Below are 19,750 nucleotides of genomic sequence, written 5' to 3'. Positions count from 1 at the left end.
GGGACGGTTCGGACCGCGCCGACCTTGCCAACGATCGTTGTCACCTGAGAGTGTTCTGAGCGTCGGCGTGCAGCGCCGACTCGTCACCGCGGACGTCCGTGTCGCGCCGATCGACGACACATCCACGCATGACAGGACCGTCCGCCCGTGAACATGGTCTCGCGACTGCAGATCTGGCAGTTGGTGGGAATCCTCGTCGTGGCAGTGGCTTTCGGATCGCTCGTCGGGATCCGCTACGTCAAGCTCGACCACCTCGTCGGCGCCGGGATCTACACCGTGCACGCCGATTTCGCCGACTCCGGCGGGATCTTCACCAACGCCGAGGTCACCTACCAGGGTGTGCCCGTCGGCCGCGTGGGCGCGCTGTCGCTGCGGCCCGACGGTGTGCGCGTCGATCTCGCGCTCGACTCCGGGGGTCCGCGCATCCCGGCCTCGGCGCAGGCGGTCGTCGCGAACCGCTCGGCGATCGGCGAGCAGTACGTCGATCTGCGGCCGGCGTCGGTCGAGGGTCCGTCGCTGTCCGACGGATCGGTCATCACGAACACGTCGATCCCGGTGCCGGTGCAGGACGTGCTCTCCTCCGCGGTCGACTTCACGCAGTCGGTGCCACTGGACGATCTGCGGACCGTGGTGACCGAGCTGGGCAAGGCGTTCGACGGCAACGGCGAGAACCTGCGCACGCTGGTCGACTCGTTGGCGAACCTGTCGAGGTCGGGCAACGACAACCTGCCGCAGACCATCTCGCTGATCCGGAACTCCGACACGGTGCTCACCACGCAGGCCGCGCAGTCCGACGAGATCCTGACCTGGTCGCGCAGTCTGGACCTGGTCACCGCCCAACTCGCCTCCAGCGACCCCGACCTGCGACGTCTGCTCACGACCGGTCAGACCTTGGCGACCCAGCTGTCGGCGCTGCTCGAACGCAGCGGGGGAGACATCACCACCGCGCTGCGGGACCTCGCGAGCGACGTCCGGAACGTGAAGGGCGCCTTCTACGGCGTGGGCCCCGCCCTCGGACAGCTCTCGGCCATCTCGTCCGCGAGCTACTCGACCGCTCCGGGTGACGGCACCATCCACTTCGGCACCACGCTGGAAACGAACAACCCCCCGTCGTGCACCCTCGGTTACGAGAAGACGCAGCAGATCATCGCCGAGGAGAAGCGGAAGAACCCCGACTTCGACATCAACTACGACGACTTCCCGTTCAACACCGACGCCCGGTGCGCTGTCGCGCAGGGCAACCCCACCGACGTCCGCGGCGCGCAGAACGCCGCCTTCGCCGACCCCGGTGTCCGGCAGCCGTGGGACGGCACCCCCAAGAAGGACCCCGACAAGCTGAACCTGAACCCGCTGGTGACGCAGCTGTCGTACCTGCTGGGCGTCGTCCCGCGCTGACGGGTGCCGCCCGGGCGCCGTCTGACACACTGGCCCGGTGATCAGAGTCGGACTGACGGGCGGCATCGGCGCGGGCAAATCGACGGTGGCCAGAGCCTTCTCGGAACGCGGCGCCTACCTGATCGACGCGGACGTGATCGCCCGGGAGGTGGTGGCCCCGGGCACCGAGGGACTGGCCGAGTTGGTCGCCGCGTTCGGTGAGGACATCCTCGACCCGGACGGCGCGCTCGACCGCGCCGCGCTCGCCGCGCGCGCGTTCGTCGACGACGACAGTCGGAAGCGCCTGAACGCCATCACCCACCCGCGGGTCGGCGCGCGCACCTGGGAGCTCATCCAGTCGGCTCCCGACGACGCGGTGGTCGTGCAGGACATCCCCCTGCTCGTCGAGGGTGGTCTCGCGCCGATGTTCCATCTCGTCGTCATCGTGTGGGCGGACGAACAGACCCGGTTGCAGCGTCTCACCGAACAGCGCGGCATGCCCGCCGACGACGCCGCGGCGCGCATCCGCGCCCAGGCCGACGACGAGCAGCGTCGCGCGGTGGCCGACGTCTGGGTGGACAACTCCGGTGCCCCGGAGGCCGTGGCGGACGCGGCGACCCGGCTGTGGGACGACCGGCTCATCCCGTTCGAGGCCAACGTGCGCGCGGGCGTCGTCGCCGAGTCCTCCGTGTCGCGGCCGTCGGGTCCCGAGGCGGACGGGATCGCCGAGCGGGTCACGAACCGGCTCCGTGCGGTCGTCGGGGAGCGGGCACAGACGATCGAGCGGGATTCTTCCGTCGACGGTGTCGGCCTGCGGCTCGCGGTCGCCGACGACGAGGCCGCGTCGGGGCTGATCGCCCCGCTGACCGAGGCGGGGTTCCCGCGCGTCGACGGCGAGGGGCACGTGCACGGCTCCGCGGACCCCGGGCGTCCGGTGACCGTCCGCGTGGTGACCGTCGGCTGAGAGCCCCCTCAGGCGTCCCGCCAGCGCAGCGGGCACCCCTGCTCGACGAACCAGCGGTCGACGTCGTGGCCGAGCGCGGCCACCCCGGTCAGCGTGGTCGTGGCGATCTCGACGGCGGCGGTCGCGTCGGCCAGGTCGAGGTGCCCGACGCGGTGCGCGTCCAGCAGTTCGTCGACGTCGAGCAGCTCCAGTGGGCGCCCCGGGACGTCGACGAGGTCGAGGTACCAGTCCACCGCGTGCCACCTCCCGTGCTCGTCGGGACCACTGAACCGTCCGACGTCGAGGTAGAGCCGCTGATCCGACCGGTGACCGCCGACGAAGTGGAAGATGCTGGCCCGCAGACCGAGATCGGGCAGGAGCCACGACTCGAGGTGGTCGAAGCGGGGATGGTCGGCCGCGCGTGACATGTAGAGCCCGAACGGTGTCCGCTCGTAGACCTGCACCGGTCGGACGATCCCCTTGTTGTCGGTGTTCGTGCGTCCCGCGACGTCGAACACCTCCCGCTTCGGGGGGTGGGCAGCCTCCATCGGCGGACCCTATCGCCCGCCGGGGACGTTCGCGCAGGGCAGACCGCGGATGTCGGACCCCGCGCCTACCCTGGGATGCATGGCATTCGCGGCAGAACACCCGATCGTCGCCCACTCCGAGTTCCGTCCTGTCGGGGAGATCGAACGGTCCGAGGCGACCTTCGAGGTCGTCAGCGAGCACCAGCCGGCCGGTGACCAGCCGACGGCCATCGCCGAGCTCGAACGGCGACTGCGGGCGGGTGAGAAGGACGTCGTCCTGATGGGCGCGACCGGTACCGGCAAGTCCGCCACCACCGCGTGGCTGATCGAGAAGGTGCAGCGGCCGACGTTGGTCATGGCGCCGAACAAGACCCTCGCGGCGCAGCTCGCGAACGAGCTCCGGGACATGCTGCCCAACAACGCGGTCGAGTACTTCGTCTCGTACTACGACTACTACCAACCCGAGGCGTACATCGCGCAGACGGACACCTACATCGAGAAGGACTCGTCGATCAACGACGACGTCGAACGGCTGCGTCACTCGGCCACGTCGAGCCTGCTGTCGCGTCGTGACGTCGTGGTCGTCGCCTCGGTGTCCTGCATCTACGGCCTGGGCACACCGCAGTCCTACCTCGACCGCTCGGTCGAGCTCGAGGTCGGTCTCCAGGTCGACCGCGACGCCCTGCTGCGGCTCCTCGTCGACGTGCAGTACACCCGCAACGACCTGAGCTTCACCCGCGGCAGCTTCCGCGTCCGCGGCGACACGGTGGAGATCATCCCGTCGTACGAGGAACTCGCGGTGCGCATCGAGTTCTTCGGCGACGAGGTGGAGGCGCTCTACTACCTGCATCCGCTGACCGGCGACGTGATCCGCAAGGTCGACTCGCTGCGCATCTTCCCCGCGACGCACTACGTCGCCGGACCCGAGCGGATGCACCGGGCGATGGAGTCGATCGAGAAGGAGCTCGAGGAGCGTCTGGCGGAGCTGGAACGGGCGGGCAAGCTGCTGGAGGCGCAGCGGCTGCGGATGCGCACCACCTACGACCTCGAGATGATGCGTCAGGTCGGGTTCTGCTCGGGCATCGAGAACTACTCGCGCCACATCGACGGCCGCGGTCCGGGCACCGCGCCCGCGACCCTCATCGACTACTTCCCCGACGACTTCCTCCTCGTCATCGACGAGTCGCACGTCACCGTGCCGCAGATCGGTGGCATGTACGAGGGCGACATGTCCCGCAAGCGCAACCTCGTCGAGTACGGCTTCCGTCTGCCCTCCGCCGTCGACAACCGCCCGCTCACCTGGGACGAGTTCGTCGACCGGATCGGTCAGACCGTCTACCTCTCGGCGACGCCCGGGCCCTACGAACTGGGCCAGTCCGGAGGCGAGTTCGTCGAGCAGGTCATCCGCCCGACCGGCCTGGTCGACCCGCAGGTGGTGGTCAAGCCGACCAAGGGGCAGATCGACGACCTCGTGCACGAGATCACCACCCGGTCCGAACGCGACGAACGCGTGCTCGTCACCACGCTGACGAAGAAGATGGCCGAGGACCTCACCGACTATCTTCTCGAGATGGGCATCCGGGTGCGGTACCTGCACTCCGAGGTCGACACGCTGCGACGCGTCGAGCTGCTGCGACAGCTGCGATCGGGCGACTACGACGTGCTCGTCGGGATCAACCTCCTCCGCGAGGGTCTCGACCTGCCGGAGGTGTCGTTGGTCGCGATCCTCGACGCCGACAAGGAGGGCTTCCTGCGCAGCACGACCAGCCTCATCCAGACGATCGGCCGCGCGGCCCGCAACGTCTCGGGCGAGGTGCACATGTACGCCGACAAGATCACCGACTCGATGCGCAACGCCATCGACGAGACCGAGCGGCGTCGCGAGAGGCAGATCGCCTACAACGAGGCGGCCGGTGTCGACCCGAAGCCGTTGCGCAAGAAGATCGCCGACATCCTCGACCAGGTGTACCGCGAGGCGGAGGACAGCCTGGAGGTCGGCGGGTCGGGCCGCAACTCGAGCCGAGGTCGGCGCGCCCAGGGCGAACCGGGTCGGTCGGGGAGCAGCTCGGGAGTCATCGAGAAGCGTGACGTCTCGGCGATGCCGCGAGCGGAGCTGGCCGACCTGATCGCGTCGCTGACCGACCAGATGATGGCGGCCGCGCGCGATCTGCAGTTCGAGCTCGCCGGTCGACTGCGTGACGAGATCGCCGATCTGAAGAAGGAACTCCGCGGGATGGACGCCGCCGGTATCCGCTGACACGCCCGTCGGGCCGGTGTGTCGATCGCCACGAACGTCGGGACAAACCCCTCGTCGTGCCACTATTGTCCGGTCCGAGTGCGTGTTCGATCTGCGGACACCGCGAGCGATCGGTCATCGTTGATCAGACGGAGGAATGGATGAGCGCGTACACCACGGTTGTCGTCGGTACGGACGGCTCCGAGTCGTCGATGAAGGCAGTCGAGCGGGCCGGCGCCATCGTCGGCGACTCGGCGCAGCTGGTCATCGCGTGCGCTTTCTTCCCGCACGAGAGCAAGGACGTCAACTCGATGTCCGACGTCCTCAAGGACGAGGCGTACCAGGTGCACGGCAGCTCTCCGACGGAGGAGATCCTGCGCACCGCGCGCGAGCGTGCCGTGAAGGCCGGCGCCGCGACGGCCAACGTCAACACCCGGCCGGTCAAGGGCGCGCCCGTCGACGCGCTGCTGCAGCTCGTCGGCGACACGAAGGCCGACCTGCTCGTGGTGGGCAACAAGGGCCTGAACTCGATCGCCGGGCGACTGCTGGGATCGGTCCCGGCCGACGTCGCGCGCAAGTCGGCGTGCGACGTGCTGATCGTCCACACGGTCTGACACCAGGACATCGCGAACCGAGCGTGGGCGGCAGAGCCGCCCACGCTCAGTCGTCTGTGGCGAGGGACGCGGGCAGCGACCCGGTGTGGACGACGGTCAGCTGTTGCGTCGCGCGCGTGAGGGCGACGTACAGGTCGTTGAGCCCTCGGGCCGACTGGCCGACGATCAGCGACGGTTCGACGACGACCGTCCGGTCGAACTCGAGGCCCTTGCAGTCGGCCACGCTCAGCACCCGCGTGTCGACGTCACCCGCGGCGTGCCGGATCTCGTCCGCGAGCTCGTCGGGCACGATGATCGCGCTGATCCCCTCCACGTCGTCCATCCGCGCCGCCGTGGTCGCCGCGGCGGCCCGGTCCGGGGCGGCGACCCGACGCATCTCGGGCCGGGTCCCGGCACGCCGGATCGACCGGGGGGCCTGTGCCGCCGGGTCGATCTCGGCGAGCACCCGGGCGGCGAGCTCCATGATCTCCGCGGGTGTGCGGTAGTTGACCGTCAGGTCGTGTCGGCGCCACCGTTGTGCCACATAGGGTTCGAGCACCGCGCCCCAGGACCGGGTACCGGCCGGGGCGCCGGTCTGGGCCGTGTCCCCGATGACGGTCATCCAGCGGTTCGGGATGCGGCGCATGATCATCCGCCACGCCATCGCCGACAGCTCCTGTGCCTCGTCGACGATCACGTGGCCGAACGTCCACGTGCGGTCGGTCTGTGCGCGTTCTGCGGTCGTCAGTGAGCTGCGACGGGTCTGGCGTGCGGCCAGCTGCTCGGCGTCGATGAGGTCGTAGGCCATGAGGATCTCGGGATCGAGCTCGTCCTCGAGATCCTGGGGCGCGGACCCGGTGAGGATGTCGAGTGCCTCCTGGGCCTCGGCCAGGCTGCGCCGAAAGCGTGCCTGCTCCTCACGCTCGTCCTCACCGGTGTCGTACCCGATGATCTCGGCGAGCTCGTCGAGCAGGGGGATGTCGTCGACGGTGAACCGGCCCAGCGTCGCCGGTGCCCGCAGGAGCGCTCGGCGGACGCCCGCGTCGCGGGTGGCGGCGCGCAGGCGGTCGTCGTCGTGGAGGAGTTCGTCGAGCACGATCTCCGGGGTCAGGTGCGGCCACAGCCCGTCGAGCGCCGCACGGATCGCGTCGTCGTGCTCCATCTCGTCACGGATGTCCGCGATGTCACCGGAGCTCAACAACTGACTGCCGTCGACGATCGATGACCCGATGCGTGCGGCGTGCTGCTCGGCGAGGGCGTCGAGGGCGGCCCGGACGAACACCGACCGGGCCCGGTTGTGCGGTCGCCGGGTCGACCGAGCGCGACCCCGCGCCCGCTTCACCACGGTGCGGTCGATGTTCAGGGGGTAGCCGTCGAACGAGACGGTGATGGTCTCCGACGGCAGGACCTGCCTGTCGCGCACGGCATCCCGCAGCACGTCGACGATGTCGAGCTCGCCCTTGAGGGCCGCCGCGTCCGGGGTGTCGTGACCGACCGCCCGGACGCCGGGGTAGAGATCCCCGACCGTGGCCAGGAGGACGCCCGTCTCGCCCAGGCTGGGGAGCACCTGGCCGATGTAGCGCAGGAAGTCGTCGTTGGGGCCCACCACGAGGACGCCACTGCGCGACAGCACATCCCGGTGTGTGTAGAGCAGGTACGCGGCACGGTGCAACGCCACCGCGGTCTTGCCGGTTCCCGGCCCGCCCTGCACGACGGTGACCCCGCGGTGCGACGAGCGGATGATCTCGTCCTGTTCGCGCTGGATCGTCTCGACGATGTCGGTCATCTCGCCGGTACGCGCCGCGGTCAGCGCGCCGATGAGGGCGGCCTCGTTCACCACGTCGCCGCGGGTGGTCGCGTCGAGGTCGCCGGCGTCGAGTCGCTCGTCGTTGACGGCGACGACGCGTCGACTGCGGGTGCGGACGTGGCGGCGCACCGCGACGGACTCGGGTGCCGCCGGGGTGGCGAGGTAGAAGGGTCGTGCGAGCGGCGCTCGCCAGTCGAGGAGGAGCGTGGTGTCCTCGGCGTCGTCGTCGAGGATCCCGATGCGACCGATCCGTCGAACCTCGCCGTCCTCGAGGTCGAGACGTCCGAAGTAGAGGTTGTGCTCGGCGGCGTCGAACTTCGCGAGGTCGTCGGAGTACATGCGCTCGTACGACTCGCGTTCTGACTGCGACTGGGGTGTGCCGTCGGATTCGGTGAGGGCGGTGCGCAGGCGGCGGTTGGTGGCCGCCCGCATCCGGTCGAGCCGTCCGTAGACGTGGTCGAGATGTGCCTGTTCCGCCGTCGTGGCGTCGGGCGTCGTCTGGGTCATCGGGTGGGACTCATGCGTGGAGAGCTGGTGCGCGGAGACCGCGGTGTCCGCGGGAATCGGTGTGGGTCACGGGCACTCGAGGATACCGACCGGGACCGGTGGCCGTGCCGGTCCGGCGCGCAGTGCACGCCGGACCGGGGGACACGACGGCGTCAGCCGAGGTCGGAGGCCGCCTTCTCGAGACGCTTGCGGGCACGACGGCTCAGGTGCACACCCTCGTCCTGCGCCTGGGCGGCGAGCGCCTCGGCGCGGGCGCGGGCCTGCTGCACCAGGTCGGGTCCGCGGTCACGGGCGGAATCCGCCAGATCGGCGCCGCGGTCGCGAGCGCGGTCGGCGAGGTCGGCGCCGCGGTCCTTCGCGGTGTCGAGGAGGTCCGACCCGCGGTCGCGGGCGCGGTCGGCGAGGTCGGAACCGCGATCGGCCGCCGCGTCGGCGAGCTCGGAACCGCGCTTGCGGGCCTTCTTCGCCAGCTTCTCACTCTCCTTCGACGCCTTCTTGGCGAGCTTGTCGCGCTCCTTCGAGGCCTGCTTGGCCAGCTCCTCGGCGCGCTTGGACGCTTCCTTCTGCGCCTCCTCGGCACGCTTGCGTGCCGCCTTGGCCGCCTTGCGGCCGAGCTCGGCGCCGCGCTCGGCGGCGGACTCCGCGATGGGGGTGGCCTTCTCCTTGGCGGCCTCGGCGAGCGGGACGGCGCGCTCCTTGGCGGCCTCGGCGAGGGGGATGGCCCGCTCCTTGGCCGCCTCGGCGACGACGGGCGCCTTGTCCTTGGCGAACTCCGCGAGGTGGCCGGCGCGGTCCGCGGCCACCGACCGCAGCTGCTCGAAGCGGTCGTCGTCGTCACCGACGAAGGGGATCGCCGAGGTCACCGCGTCGGCGGCGTGCTCGGCGGCCTTGCGTCCGCGATAGGCGACGGACGGCTTGCCCTCGGTGTCGACGGCGGTGATGAGCAGACCACCGAGCAGGCTGACGTTCTTGAGGAAATGGATCAGCTGGGCGTTGCGCGCCTCGGCGTCCGGCTCGTTCCAGAAGTCGTGACCGGCCAGCGTCGTCGGCACCAGCGAGCCCGCGAGCGCGAGTGCGGCGATGCGGGGGATCTTGCCCGTGGCCAGCAGGACGCCGCCACCGACCTGGACGGCCGCGTTGATGCGCACCAACGACTCGGTGTCGTCGGGCAGGGGGTCGGTGATGTCGTCCGGCAGCGTCTCCTGCGACTTCTTCACGAACGGCCGGGCGGTGTCGGCGAACTGTTCGGGATGACGCAGCGCGGTGACGCCCGAGGCGATGAACACGCTCGCGAGCATCGGACGGGCAATTCGGCGGATCAACACTGATGGCCTCCTGGCAGGCGGGGTCACGCGCCGAGGTCCGGGGCTCGGGCAACGGCAGGGCGAGCACGACGTTACCGGCAGCGACCCCCCGCGCGAGGGGTCCCGACACGCCTCACCAGCCGCGTTCGCGCCATTCACCCAGGTGGGGACGTTCGGCGCCCAAGGTCGTGTCCAGACCGTGACCGGGGTGGACCTTGGTCTCGTCGCCGTAACGGTCGAAGAGCTTGGTGCTCACGTCGTCGAGCAGACGCTCGAAATCGCCTGCCTCCCAGGTCTTCCCGACGCCGCCGGGGAAGAGGCAGTCGCCCGTGAACAGGTGGGTGGCCCCGTCGACCTCGAGAGCGAGGGCGATGGACCCCGGGGTGTGTCCGACGAGGTGGATGGCGTGCAGCCGGAGCTCCCCGACCTCCACGACGTCGCCGTCGTCGACGAGGCGGTCCGCGGCGACCGGGATCTCCGGCGCGTCGATCCGACCCGCCGCGGTGGGGGCCCGCGTCGCCGTGGCGACGGCCGCCAGCGCCTGCCAGTGGTCGAAGTGCTGGTGCGTGGTGAGGATGGCGGACAGGTGACCCGGCGACGCCTCGAGCAGTCCTAGGATGCGGTCGGCGTCGTTCGCCGCGTCGATCACCAACTGCTCCCCGGTGCGGGAACACGTCACCAGGTAGACGTTGTTGTCCATCGGGCCCACCGACATCTTGGTGATGGTCGCCGAGGGGAGCGTCAGCCGGTGCGCGCCGGACTGGTCGCCCACGTCGCCGGTGTAGTCGTCGGAGATGGTCACCTGCGGAGCCGTCATGGGGCCAACCTACCGGCGGTCCACGCCGTGCGAGGTGCCCTCGCCGGGGCCGATCCGGCCGCCACGCGTCCTGTCGGTGGTCACACCTAGAGTGGTCAGGGCCGTGTATCCACGCGCCACGCACACGAGAGCAGGGGATCAACCAGTGGCAGACCGTCTGATCGTGCGGGGAGCTCGCGAGCACAACCTCCGCGGCATCGACGTCGACCTCCCCCGCGACAGCCTCATCGTCTTCACGGGGCTGTCGGGGTCGGGGAAGTCGAGCCTCGCCTTCGACACGATCTTCGCCGAAGGCCAGCGCCGCTACGTCGAGTCGCTCTCGGCCTACGCGCGCCAGTTCCTCGGCCAGATGGACAAGCCCGACGTCGACTTCATCGAGGGTCTGTCGCCGGCGGTCTCGATCGACCAGAAGTCGACCAACCGCAACCCGCGGTCGACGGTCGGCACCATCACCGAGGTCTACGACTACCTGCGTCTGCTGTACGCGCGTGCCGGGACGGCGCACTGTCCGGAGTGCGGCGCGGCCATCGCCAAGCAGACGCCACAGCAGATCGTCGACCAGGTCCTCGAGATGGACGAGGGCACCCGCTTCCAGGTGCTCGCGCCCGTCGTGCGGACCCGCAAGGGTGAATTCGTCGACCTGTTCGCCTCGTTGCAGACGCAGGGTTTCTCCCGCGTCCGGGTGGACGGCGTCGTCCACCCGCTGACGGAGCCGCCGACGCTGAAGAAGCAGGAGAAGCACGACATCGAGGTCGTCGTCGACCGCCTCGTCGTCAAGGCCTCCGCCAAGCAGCGCCTCACCGACTCCATCGAGACCGGTCTGCGTCTCGCCGACGGGATCGTCGTACTCGACTTCGTCGACCTCGACGAGTCCGACCCCGAGCGGGAGCGCCGGTTCTCCGAGCGGATGGCCTGCCCCAACGGACATCCCATCGCCATCGACGACCTCGAGCCGCGATCGTTCTCCTTCAACTCGCCCTACGGAGCCTGCCCCGAGTGCGACGGCCTCGGCATCCGCAAGGAGGTCGACGAGGACCTCGTCGTCCCTGACCCGGAGATGACCCTCGCCGAGGGGGCCATCGCGCCGTGGTCCACGGGCCACAACGCCGACTACTTCCTGCGCCTCATGTCCGGCCTCGCCGAGCAGATGGGGTTCGACGTGCACACGCCGTGGAACCGCCTGCCGGTCAAGGCCCGTCGCGCGCTGCTGAACGGCAGCGACCACCAGGTGCACGTGCGGTTCCGCAACCGCTACGGCCGCACCCGCTCGTACTACACGGAGTTCGAGGGGGTGATGAAGTTCCTGCACCGTCGCATGGAGCAGACCGAGTCCGAGCAGATGAAGGACCGGTACGAGGGCTACATGCGCGACGTTCCGTGCCCGGTCTGCTCGGGAGCGCGTCTGCGGCCGGAGATCCTGGCCGTCACGCTCGACCACCCGCGGTTCGGGACGAAGTCGATCGCGGACGTCTGTGCCTTGTCCGTCGCCGACTGCGCCGACTTCCTCACCGACCTCACCCTCGGCGCGCGCGAGCAGGCCATCGCCGGCCGCGTGCTCAAGGAGGTGCAGGCCCGCATCCGATTCCTGCTCGACGTCGGTCTCGAGTACCTGTCGCTCTCACGGGCCGCCGGGTCGCTGTCCGGCGGTGAGGCGCAACGCATCCGGCTGGCCACGCAGATCGGATCGGGCCTCGCCGGCGTGCTGTACGTCCTCGACGAGCCGTCCATCGGTCTGCACCAGCGGGACAACCGCCGCCTGATCGACACGCTCACCCGCCTGCGCGACCTCGGCAACACCCTCATCGTCGTCGAGCACGACGAGGACACCATCCGCGCCGCCGACTGGATCGTCGACATCGGCCCGCGCGCCGGCGAGCACGGCGGCAAGGTCGTCCACAGCGGCGACTACGCCGCACTGCTCGCCAACACCGAGTCGCTCACCGGCGCCTACCTGTCCGGTCGCGAGACGCTGCCCATCCCCGGGCACCGGCGCGCGGTCGACACCAAACGGCAGCTCAAGGTGATCGGCGCGAGGGAACACAACCTGCGCGGGATCGACGTGGCGTTCCCGCTCGGCGTCCTCACCGCGGTCACGGGTGTCTCGGGGTCGGGCAAGTCGACGCTCGTCAACGACATCCTGGCGACCACTCTGGCCAACAAGCTCAACGGTGCGCGGCAGGTGCCCGGACGGCACACGCGCATCACTGGCCTCGACCACCTCGACAAGCTCGTCCAGGTCGACCAGTCGCCGATCGGGCGCACGCCGCGGTCCAACCCGGCGACCTACACCGGCGTGTTCGACAAGATCCGCACCCTGTTCGCCGCGACCACCGAGGCCAAGGTCCGCGGCTACCAGCCCGGGCGCTTCAGCTTCAACGTCAAGGGCGGTCGCTGCGAGGCGTGCACCGGCGAGGGCACGATCAAGATCGAGATGAACTTCCTGCCGGACGTCTACGTCCCGTGCGAGGTGTGCCACGGTGCGCGGTACAACCGCGAGACGCTCGAGGTCCACTACAAGGGCAAGACGATCGCCGAGGTGCTCGACATGCCCATCGAGGAGGCCGCCGAGTTCTTCGAGCCGGTCACCTCGATCCACCGCTACCTGAAGACGCTGGACGAGGTCGGCTTGGGCTACGTCCGGCTCGGGCAGCCCGCGCCGACGCTGTCCGGCGGTGAGGCGCAGCGCGTGAAGCTGGCGTCCGAGCTGCAGAAGCGCTCGACCGGGCGGACGGTGTACGTCCTGGACGAGCCGACCACCGGCCTGCACTTCGAGGACATCCGCAAGCTGCTCGACGTCATCAACGGCCTCGTCGACAAGGGCAACTCGGTGATCGTCATCGAGCACAACCTCGACGTCATCAAGACCGCGGACTGGATCGTCGACATGGGCCCCGAGGGCGGGTCCGGCGGCGGCAGAGTCATCGCCGAGGGCACCCCGGAGCAGGTCGCGGGCGTGGCCGAGAGCCACACCGGCGGGTTCCTGCGAGAGATCCTCACGCCCGAGAAGCCGGCCGCCCGTCCGCGGAAGGCCGCGGCGAAGGCGACGAAGAGCACGAAGAACGGCGCGACCGCCCGCTCCCGGGCGCGGGCGTCGGCCTGACGCGCCGGGGTCAGCGCACCGGGCCGGTGTACTTCTCGCCCGGGCCCTGACCCGGCTCGTCGGGGACGGCGCTGGCCTCGCGGAAGGCGAGCTGCAGGCTCTTCAGCCCGTCGCGGATCGGCGCGGCGTGCAGGCCGAGGTCGGGGAGAGCGGCGGTGACCAGGCCGGCGAGCGCGGTGATGAGCTTGCGTGCCTCGTCGAGGTCGACGCGGGCACCGGCCGCGGGATCGTCGGCGAGACCGAGCTTTTCGGCCGCCGCGCTCATGAGCATGACGATCGAGCGGGTGACCACCTCGACGGCCGGGACGTCCGCGAGCTCCCGGACATCCTCGGAATGGGGATTCTCGGACATGACTGTTAGACTTCCACGTCAGACCGCCCCGGTGAGAGCCGGGGTTTGCAAGTGGAGCCCGCTCCCACCGTCCGACACGGCATCGCCGCAGTCGTACGGTCCGGTCACCGCATCGCCTCCCACCTGGGAATACCGGTGCGGTGCCTCCTGTTGGAGGTGGCACGTGCGTGGGTTGCAGACCCGCTCGACGCTGCCGACCGGTCAGTGCGGGCCCCGCCGATCGCCGATCGGACGGGGCCTTTTCGCTGGCTGAGGGCGTTCGACGAGCAACGCGTCGCACGACGCGGGAGTCCCGGGGACCCGGCGACGTCCCGCACCACCGAAGTACTAACGAGGAGGCCCCATCAGCACAGAGACCCGCATCAACGAGCGCATCCGCGTCCCGGAGGTCCGACTCGTCGGACCCAACTCGGAGCAGGTGGGCATCGTGCGTGTTGAAGATGCCTTGCGATTGGCCCTGGAGGCCGATCTCGACCTGGTGGAGGTGGCGCCGAACGCCCGTCCGCCGGTCTGCAAGATCATGGACTACGGCAAGTTCAAGTACGAGGCCGCGCAGAAGCAGCGCGAGTCGCGCCGTAACCAGCAGATGACGGTCATCAAGGAGCAGAAGCTCCGGCCGAAGATCGACGACCACGACTACGAGACCAAGAAGGGCCACGTCATCCGCTTCCTGGAGGCGGGTTCGAAGGTCAAGGTCACCATCATGTTCCGCGGGCGTGAGCAGTCGCGACCGGAGCTCGGCTACCGGTTGCTGCAGCGACTCGGCGCGGACGTGGGGGAGTACGGGTTCGTCGAGACGTCCGCCAAGCAGGACGGACGCAACATGACCATGGTGCTCGCCCCGCACAAGGGCGCGAAGACACGCGCGAAGGCCGCCGAGGCCCGCGACGCCGGCCCGGCCGGCCCCGCGCAGTAGCGCACCAGCACCAGCACCAGACGAGCACCACACGAAGAAGTCGAGGAATCACCATGCCGAAGGCGAAGACCCACAAGGGGACCGCGAAGCGTTTCAAGGTCTCGGGCACCGGCAAGATCCAGCGGCAGAAGGCGAACCGTCGCCACCTGCTGGAGCACAAGCCAACCAAGCGCACCCGCCGGCTCGACGGCACCGCCGTCGTCGCCGAGGTCGATGCCCCGCGCATCAAGCGCCTCCTGAACATCTGAGCCCCGCGCTCACCATCCCCATCCGACCGCCGCGGCGGTCGGCCGAGAAGTAACGAGGTACGCACGTGGCACGCGTGAAGAGGGCGGTCAACGCCCAGAAGAAGCGTCGGTCGACGCTCGAGGCATCCAAGGGCTACCGCGGCCAGCGGTCGCGGCTCTACCGCAAGGCGAAGGAGCAGCAGCTCCACTCGCTGACCTACGCCTACCGCGACCGTCGCGCCCGCAAGGGTGAGTTCCGCAAGCTGTGGATCGCGCGCATCAACGCCGCGGCCCGCGCCAACGACATCACCTACAACCGCTTCATCCAGGGCCTGAAGATCGCCGGCCTCGAGGTGGACCGCAAGATCCTCGCCGAGATCGCCGTCAGCGACCCCGAGGCCTTCACCGGCCTGGTGGAGGTCGCCCGCACGGCACTCCCGGCCGACGTCAACGCCCCCGCGGCCTGACGCCGAGCACACAGCACGACACCGGACGACCCGTGGTGGAGACCGCTCTGACCGAGCGATCCACCCGGGTCGTCTCGCTGTCCAAGCTGCATCGCGCCGCCCAGCGCCGTGACCGGGGAGTGTTCCTCGTCGAGGGCGCGAACGCGGTGGGCTCGGCGCTGGCCGTCGGTGCCGTCCGCACCGTCCTCGTCCGTGAGGACGACGTGACCTCGTTCGTCACGATCCTCGACGACGCCCGCGCCGCCGGGATCGAGATCGTCGTGATCACCCCGCGTGCGGCCGACAAGCTCGGCGAGACCACCACGACGCCGGGCCTGTTCGCCGAGTGCACCGCCCTCGACACCGACGTCGACGCGGTCGTCGCCGCCGGGCGGGACGGCGCCGTCGTGGTGGCCGTCGACCTCGCCGACCCCGGCAATGCGGGCACCCTGATCCGCACCGCCGACGCCACCGGGTGCGCGGGTGTCGTGCTCGCGGGGGACGCCGTCGACGTCCACAACGGCAAGTGCGTCCGGGCCAGTGCCGGCTCGGTGTTCCACCTGCCGATCGTCCGTGACCGCGATGTCGCGGGTGTCCTGACGCGACTGCGCGAGGCCGGTCACACGGTCCTCGCGACCGCCGCCGGTGGCGAGCTGTCCCTCGACGACCTCGATGCGGCCGGGAACGAGGGTCTGCTGGCGGGACCGGTCGCGTGGGTGTTCGGCAACGAGGCGCACGGGCTGTCGCCGGAGGTCGCCGCGTCCGCCGATCACCGCGTCGCCATCCCCGTCCGGGGTCGGGCGGAGAGCCTGAACATCGCCGCCGCCGCCGCGATGTGCCTGTACGTCAGCGCCCGCGTCCACGCCGCACACACGTCCTGACCTGCGCCGCGGCGCCGAAAATCCGGGTGCGCGCATCCGATAGGCTCATCGTGTCGTCCGTCGGCGACCCCACCACCGATCTCCGAGGAGCCCGTCCCGTCGTGACCACCGACAGCCTGGACCTGATCCCGGCCGCCGAGGCGGCCGAGGCGGCGTTCGCCGCGGCCCGTGACCTCGCCGAGCTGGCCGAGGCCAAGACGGAGCACCTCGGCGACCGGTCGCCGATAGCGCTTGCACGCCGTCGGCTCGGCGAGCTGCCGAAGGATGAACGGTCGTCGGCGGGCAAGGAGGTCAACGCGGCACGCGCGCGGGCACAGTCCGCACACGACGCGCGCCGCGAGCAGTTGGTCGCCGAGCGCGACGCGGCCGTGCTGGTCGCGGAGGCCATCGACGTCACGCTGCCGACGGCGCGCCGCCCCCTCGGTGCCCGCCACCCGATCACCGTGATCGCCGAGCAGGTCGCCGACGTGTTCGTCGGCATGGGGTGGGAGATCGCCGAGGGGCCCGAGGTCGAGACCGAGCACTTCAACTTCGACGCGCTCAACTTCCTGCCGGATCACCCTGCGCGGTCGATGCAGGACACCTTCTACATCGCACCGGAGGGCTCCCGTCAGGTGCTGCGCACCCACACCTCGCCGGTCCAGGTCCGCACCATGCTCGAGCGCGAGGTGCCGATATACGTCGCCTGTCCGGGGCGCACGTTCCGCACCGACGAACTCGACGCGACCCACACGCCGGTGTTCCACCAGGTCGAGGGCCTCGCCGTCGACAAGGGCCTCACCATGGCGAACCTGCGCGGCACGTTGGAGATCCTCGCCAAGGCGATCTTCGGCCCCGACACCACCACACGCATGCGCCCGAACTACTTCCCCTTCACCGAGCCCTCGGCCGAGGTCGACGTCTGGTTCCCGGCCAAGAAGGGCGGGCCGGGATGGGTCGAGTGGGGCGGCTGCGGGATGGTCAACCCGGCGGTGTTGCGCGCCAGCGGCATCGACCCCGACGTCCACTCCGGCTTCGCCTTCGGCATGGGCCTCGAACGGACGCTGCAGTTCCGCAACGACCTGCCCGACATGCGGGACATGGTCGAGGGCGACGTGCGCTTCACGCTGCCCTTCGGTCCCGCCGTCTGACGCGGCACCGGACACCGTGTCCCCGAGATCCCCTGTGGCAGAAACCCTGAGAGAGGTCGAACCCGAGTGCGTGTGACCCAGTCCTGGATGGTCGACGTGGTGCGCGGCGGTGCGCCCGACTTCGCGGCGACGCCCGCCGCGCTCGACGCCGCCTTCGTCCGCGTCGGTTTCGAGATCGAGTCGCTCGAGGATTTCCCGGAGATCACCGGGCCCCTGGTCGTCGGGCAGGTGCTCGAGATCGAGGAGCTCGAGGGCTTCAAGAAGCCCATCCGGTTCTGTCGCGTCGAGGTGGGGGAGAGCGAGCCGCGCGGGATCGTCTGTGGTGCCCGCAATTTCGCCGAGGGCGACCTGATCGTCGCCGCCCTGCCCGGGGTCGTGCTTCCTGGTGACTTCGCGATCGCCGCGCGGAAGACCTACGGCCGCACCTCCGACGGCATGATCTGCTCGGTCAGCGAGCTCGGCGTCGGCGACGACCACTCGGGCATCCTCGTGCTCCAACCGGGCTCGGCGACACCGGGCGACGACGCGCGCGTCGTCCTCGGACTGGCCGACTGCGCCATCGACGTCAACGTCACGCCCGACCGCGGGTACGCGTTCAGCGCCCGCGGCCTGGGACGGGAACTCGCGGCGAGCTTCGACCTGCCCTTCGTCGATCCCGCCGATCGCACGATCGCCGCGGCGTCGTCCCCCGGCGGCGAGACCTCCCCGGGCGTCCGGATCGACGAGGCGTCGTCGGCGACGCGGTACTGCGCGCAGGTGATCCGTGGGATCGACCCGACCGCCCAGTCGCCGTGGTGGATGCGCAAGCGTCTGCTCGTGGCCGGTGTCCGACCGATCTCCGCCGTCGTCGACGTCACGAACTACGTGATGCTCGAGTTGGGTCAGCCTCTGCACGCGTTCGACGCCGCCCGGGTCACCGGCACCATCACCGTGCGTCGGGCGATCGCCGGCGAGACGCTGACCACCCTCGACGGCACCGACCGCACCCTCGACCCCGACGACGTCGTCATCGCCGACGAGTCCGGGCCGATCGCGTTGGCCGGCGTGATGGGCGGCGCCCACAGCGAGGTCGCCGACGGGACCGCCGACGTGATCCTGGAGTCCGCACGCTTCGACCCGGTCGCTGTCTTCCGCACCGGACGGCGTCACCGCCTCTCGAGCGAGGCCGGGAAGCGCTTCGAGCGCTCCGTCGACCCCGAACTCGCCCCGGTCGCGCTCGCGCGGGCCGCCGAGCTGCTCGTCGACCTGGCCGGGGGTCAGGCCGACCCGACCTTCACCGACGTGCGCGTGGACGTGCCCGGCAGCGTGATCGTGGTCGACGCCGACCTCCCCGACCGGGTGGCGGGCGTCGCCTACCCCGAGGGCACCACCGTCCGCCGGCTCGAACAGGTCGGGTGCACCGTCACCGGGACCGGTCCGCTCACCGTCGAGCCGCCGTCGTGGCGGCCCGACCTGCGTGGCCCCGCGGACCTCGTCGAGGAGGTGCTGCGACTCGAGGGGCTCGAGAGGATCCCCGCCGTCGCGCCCAGCGCCCCCGCCGGCCGGGGTCTCACCGCGACGCAGCGTCGTCGGCGGGCCATCGGCAAGGCACTCGCGGTCTCCGGGCACGTCGAGGTGCTCCCGTTCCCGTTCCTGCCCGCGGACGTCTTCGACGCCTGGGGCCTGCCCTCCGACGACCCGCGTCGGGCGACGGTGCGCGTGCTCAACCCGCTGGAGTCCGACCGTTCCGAGTTGGCCACCACCCTGATCCCCAACCTGGTCGAGATGGCCGTCCGCAACATCACCCGTGGTCAGCGGGACGTCGCGCTGTACACCATCGGCCAGGTGGTGCTCGCCGACGCGAACGCGCACCCCGTCGGCCCGGTCGACGTCTCCGGGCGGCCCAGCGACCAGCAGATCGCCGAGCTGTACGCCTCCCTGCCGCGTCAGCCGCTGGCGGTGGCCGTCGTGCTGGCCGGCAACCGCGAGCCGGCAGGTCCGTGGGGGCCGGCGCGCCCGGTCGATCCATCGGACGCGTTCGAGGCCGCCCGCATCGTCGCCGAGGCGTCCGGCGTGGCCGTGCGGATGGTCGCCGACGACCACCTGCCGTGGCATCCGGGTCGCTGTGCCCGCGTCGTCGTGGACGGTCCCGACGGCCCCGTCGACGTCGGCTGGGCGGGCGAGCTGCACCCCCGCGTCATCGAGGCGTCCGGTCTGCCCGCCCGGTCGTGCGCGGTCGAGATCGACCTCGACGCACTGCCCGTCGGGGCCGACCTCCCCGCGCCGACACTCTCGGCGTTCCCCGCCGTCCTGCAGGACGTGGCGGTGGTCGTCGACGCCGCGGTGCCGGCGGCGGACGTGCAGGACGCCCTCGCCCGGGGTGCCGGACCGCTGCTCGAGGAGATCCGGCTGTTCGACGTGTTCACCGGCGAGCGTCTCGGGGGAGGGCACAAGTCCCTCGCCTTCGCGCTGCGCTTCCGGGCGCCGGACCGCACGCTGACCGAGGACGAGGCGAGTGAGGCCCGGCTCGCGGCCGTCGCGCACGCGGAGGCGGCGGTCGGGGCCCGCCTGCGCTGAGCGCGCGCCGACCCCGCCGCTGAATAGAGTTGCA

The 19,750-nt window shown here is 70.6% G+C and carries 16 protein-coding genes; 11 read left to right on the top strand and 5 right to left on the bottom strand.

What is annotated here, in order from left to right; all coding sequences use genetic code 11:
• Positions 1 to 153: 153 nt before the first annotated feature.
• A complete protein-coding gene (locus LX12_RS18130; protein WP_253656331.1) occupies positions 154 to 1,395 on the top strand; it encodes an MCE family protein in 1,242 nt (413 codons plus the stop codon).
• 37 nt (positions 1,396 to 1,432) lie between these two features.
• Entirely contained in the window at positions 1,433 to 2,338 is a 906-nt protein-coding gene (gene coaE, locus LX12_RS18125; protein ID WP_253656004.1) for a dephospho-CoA kinase, read from the top strand.
• 8 nt (positions 2,339 to 2,346) lie between these two features.
• On the opposite strand, the gene LX12_RS18120 is transcribed toward coaE, so the two are convergent.
• Complete coding sequence (locus LX12_RS18120) at positions 2,347 to 2,865, bottom strand: ribonuclease FAU-1 family protein (RefSeq protein ID WP_253656003.1); 519 nt, start codon at positions 2,863 to 2,865, stop codon at positions 2,347 to 2,349.
• A 79-nt stretch (positions 2,866 to 2,944) separates the two neighbouring features.
• Between LX12_RS18120 and uvrB the strand changes: the two genes are divergently transcribed.
• Together uvrB and LX12_RS18110 are read left to right on the top strand one after the other, a co-directional pair.
• Positions 2,945 to 5,101: an excinuclease ABC subunit UvrB gene (gene uvrB / locus LX12_RS18115; RefSeq protein WP_253656002.1), complete on the top strand. Its 2,157-nt coding sequence runs from the start codon at positions 2,945 to 2,947 to the stop codon at positions 5,099 to 5,101.
• A gap of 140 nt (positions 5,102 to 5,241) precedes the next feature.
• Positions 5,242 to 5,694: a universal stress protein gene (locus LX12_RS18110; RefSeq protein WP_253656001.1), complete on the top strand. Its 453-nt coding sequence runs from the start codon at positions 5,242 to 5,244 to the stop codon at positions 5,692 to 5,694.
• Between the two features lie 46 nt (positions 5,695 to 5,740).
• Here the strand turns inward: LX12_RS18110 and LX12_RS18105 are convergent, their stop codons facing one another.
• From LX12_RS18105 to LX12_RS18095, 3 genes are all read right to left on the bottom strand, one after another.
• Positions 5,741 to 7,987 (bottom strand): ATP-binding domain-containing protein, encoded by a 2,247-nt coding sequence (locus LX12_RS18105; protein WP_253656000.1) that lies wholly within the window; start codon positions 7,985 to 7,987, stop codon positions 5,741 to 5,743.
• A gap of 152 nt (positions 7,988 to 8,139) precedes the next feature.
• Positions 8,140 to 9,285, bottom strand: a complete 1,146-nt coding sequence (locus LX12_RS18100; protein WP_301284836.1) for a DoxX family protein — start codon at positions 9,283 to 9,285, stop codon at positions 8,140 to 8,142.
• A gap of 139 nt (positions 9,286 to 9,424) precedes the next feature.
• Positions 9,425 to 10,108: an MBL fold metallo-hydrolase gene (locus LX12_RS18095; RefSeq protein ID WP_253655998.1), complete on the bottom strand. Its 684-nt coding sequence runs from the start codon at positions 10,106 to 10,108 to the stop codon at positions 9,425 to 9,427.
• A 145-nt stretch (positions 10,109 to 10,253) separates the two neighbouring features.
• On the opposite strand from LX12_RS18095, the gene uvrA reads away from it, so the two are divergent.
• A complete protein-coding gene (gene uvrA / locus LX12_RS18090; RefSeq protein ID WP_253655997.1) occupies positions 10,254 to 13,208 on the top strand; it encodes an excinuclease ABC subunit UvrA in 2,955 nt (984 codons plus the stop codon).
• Positions 13,209 to 13,218: 10 nt separating this feature from the next.
• On the opposite strand, the gene LX12_RS18085 is transcribed toward uvrA, so the two are convergent.
• Positions 13,219 to 13,560: a DUF1844 domain-containing protein gene (locus LX12_RS18085; RefSeq protein ID WP_253655996.1), complete on the bottom strand. Its 342-nt coding sequence runs from the start codon at positions 13,558 to 13,560 to the stop codon at positions 13,219 to 13,221.
• Between the two features lie 343 nt (positions 13,561 to 13,903).
• Between LX12_RS18085 and infC the strand changes: the two genes are divergently transcribed.
• From infC to pheT, 6 genes are all read left to right on the top strand, one after another.
• Entirely contained in the window at positions 13,904 to 14,476 is a 573-nt protein-coding gene (infC, locus tag LX12_RS18080) for a translation initiation factor IF-3 (RefSeq protein ID WP_253656330.1), read from the top strand.
• 53 nt (positions 14,477 to 14,529) lie between these two features.
• Positions 14,530 to 14,724, top strand: coding sequence for a 50S ribosomal protein L35 (gene rpmI / locus LX12_RS18075; RefSeq protein WP_253655995.1), 195 nt, complete (start codon positions 14,530 to 14,532; stop codon positions 14,722 to 14,724).
• A 65-nt stretch (positions 14,725 to 14,789) separates the two neighbouring features.
• Positions 14,790 to 15,170, top strand: coding sequence for a 50S ribosomal protein L20 (gene rplT / locus LX12_RS18070; RefSeq protein ID WP_253648871.1), 381 nt, complete (start codon positions 14,790 to 14,792; stop codon positions 15,168 to 15,170).
• 35 nt (positions 15,171 to 15,205) lie between these two features.
• Positions 15,206 to 16,030 (top strand): TrmH family RNA methyltransferase, encoded by an 825-nt coding sequence (locus LX12_RS18065; RefSeq protein ID WP_253655994.1) that lies wholly within the window; start codon positions 15,206 to 15,208, stop codon positions 16,028 to 16,030.
• Between the two features lie 101 nt (positions 16,031 to 16,131).
• Entirely contained in the window at positions 16,132 to 17,160 is a 1,029-nt protein-coding gene (pheS, locus tag LX12_RS18060; RefSeq protein WP_253655993.1) for a phenylalanine--tRNA ligase subunit alpha, read from the top strand.
• Between the two features lie 66 nt (positions 17,161 to 17,226).
• Positions 17,227 to 19,716, top strand: a complete 2,490-nt coding sequence (gene pheT, locus LX12_RS18055) for a phenylalanine--tRNA ligase subunit beta (RefSeq protein WP_253655992.1) — start codon at positions 17,227 to 17,229, stop codon at positions 19,714 to 19,716.
• Positions 19,717 to 19,750 lie beyond the last annotated feature (34 nt).

The organism is Williamsia serinedens (assembly GCF_024171725.1).
Taxonomy (GTDB): Bacteria; Actinomycetota; Actinomycetes; order Mycobacteriales; family Mycobacteriaceae; genus Williamsia_A; species Williamsia_A serinedens.
This window is presented reverse-complemented; position numbering and strand designations above follow the sequence as displayed.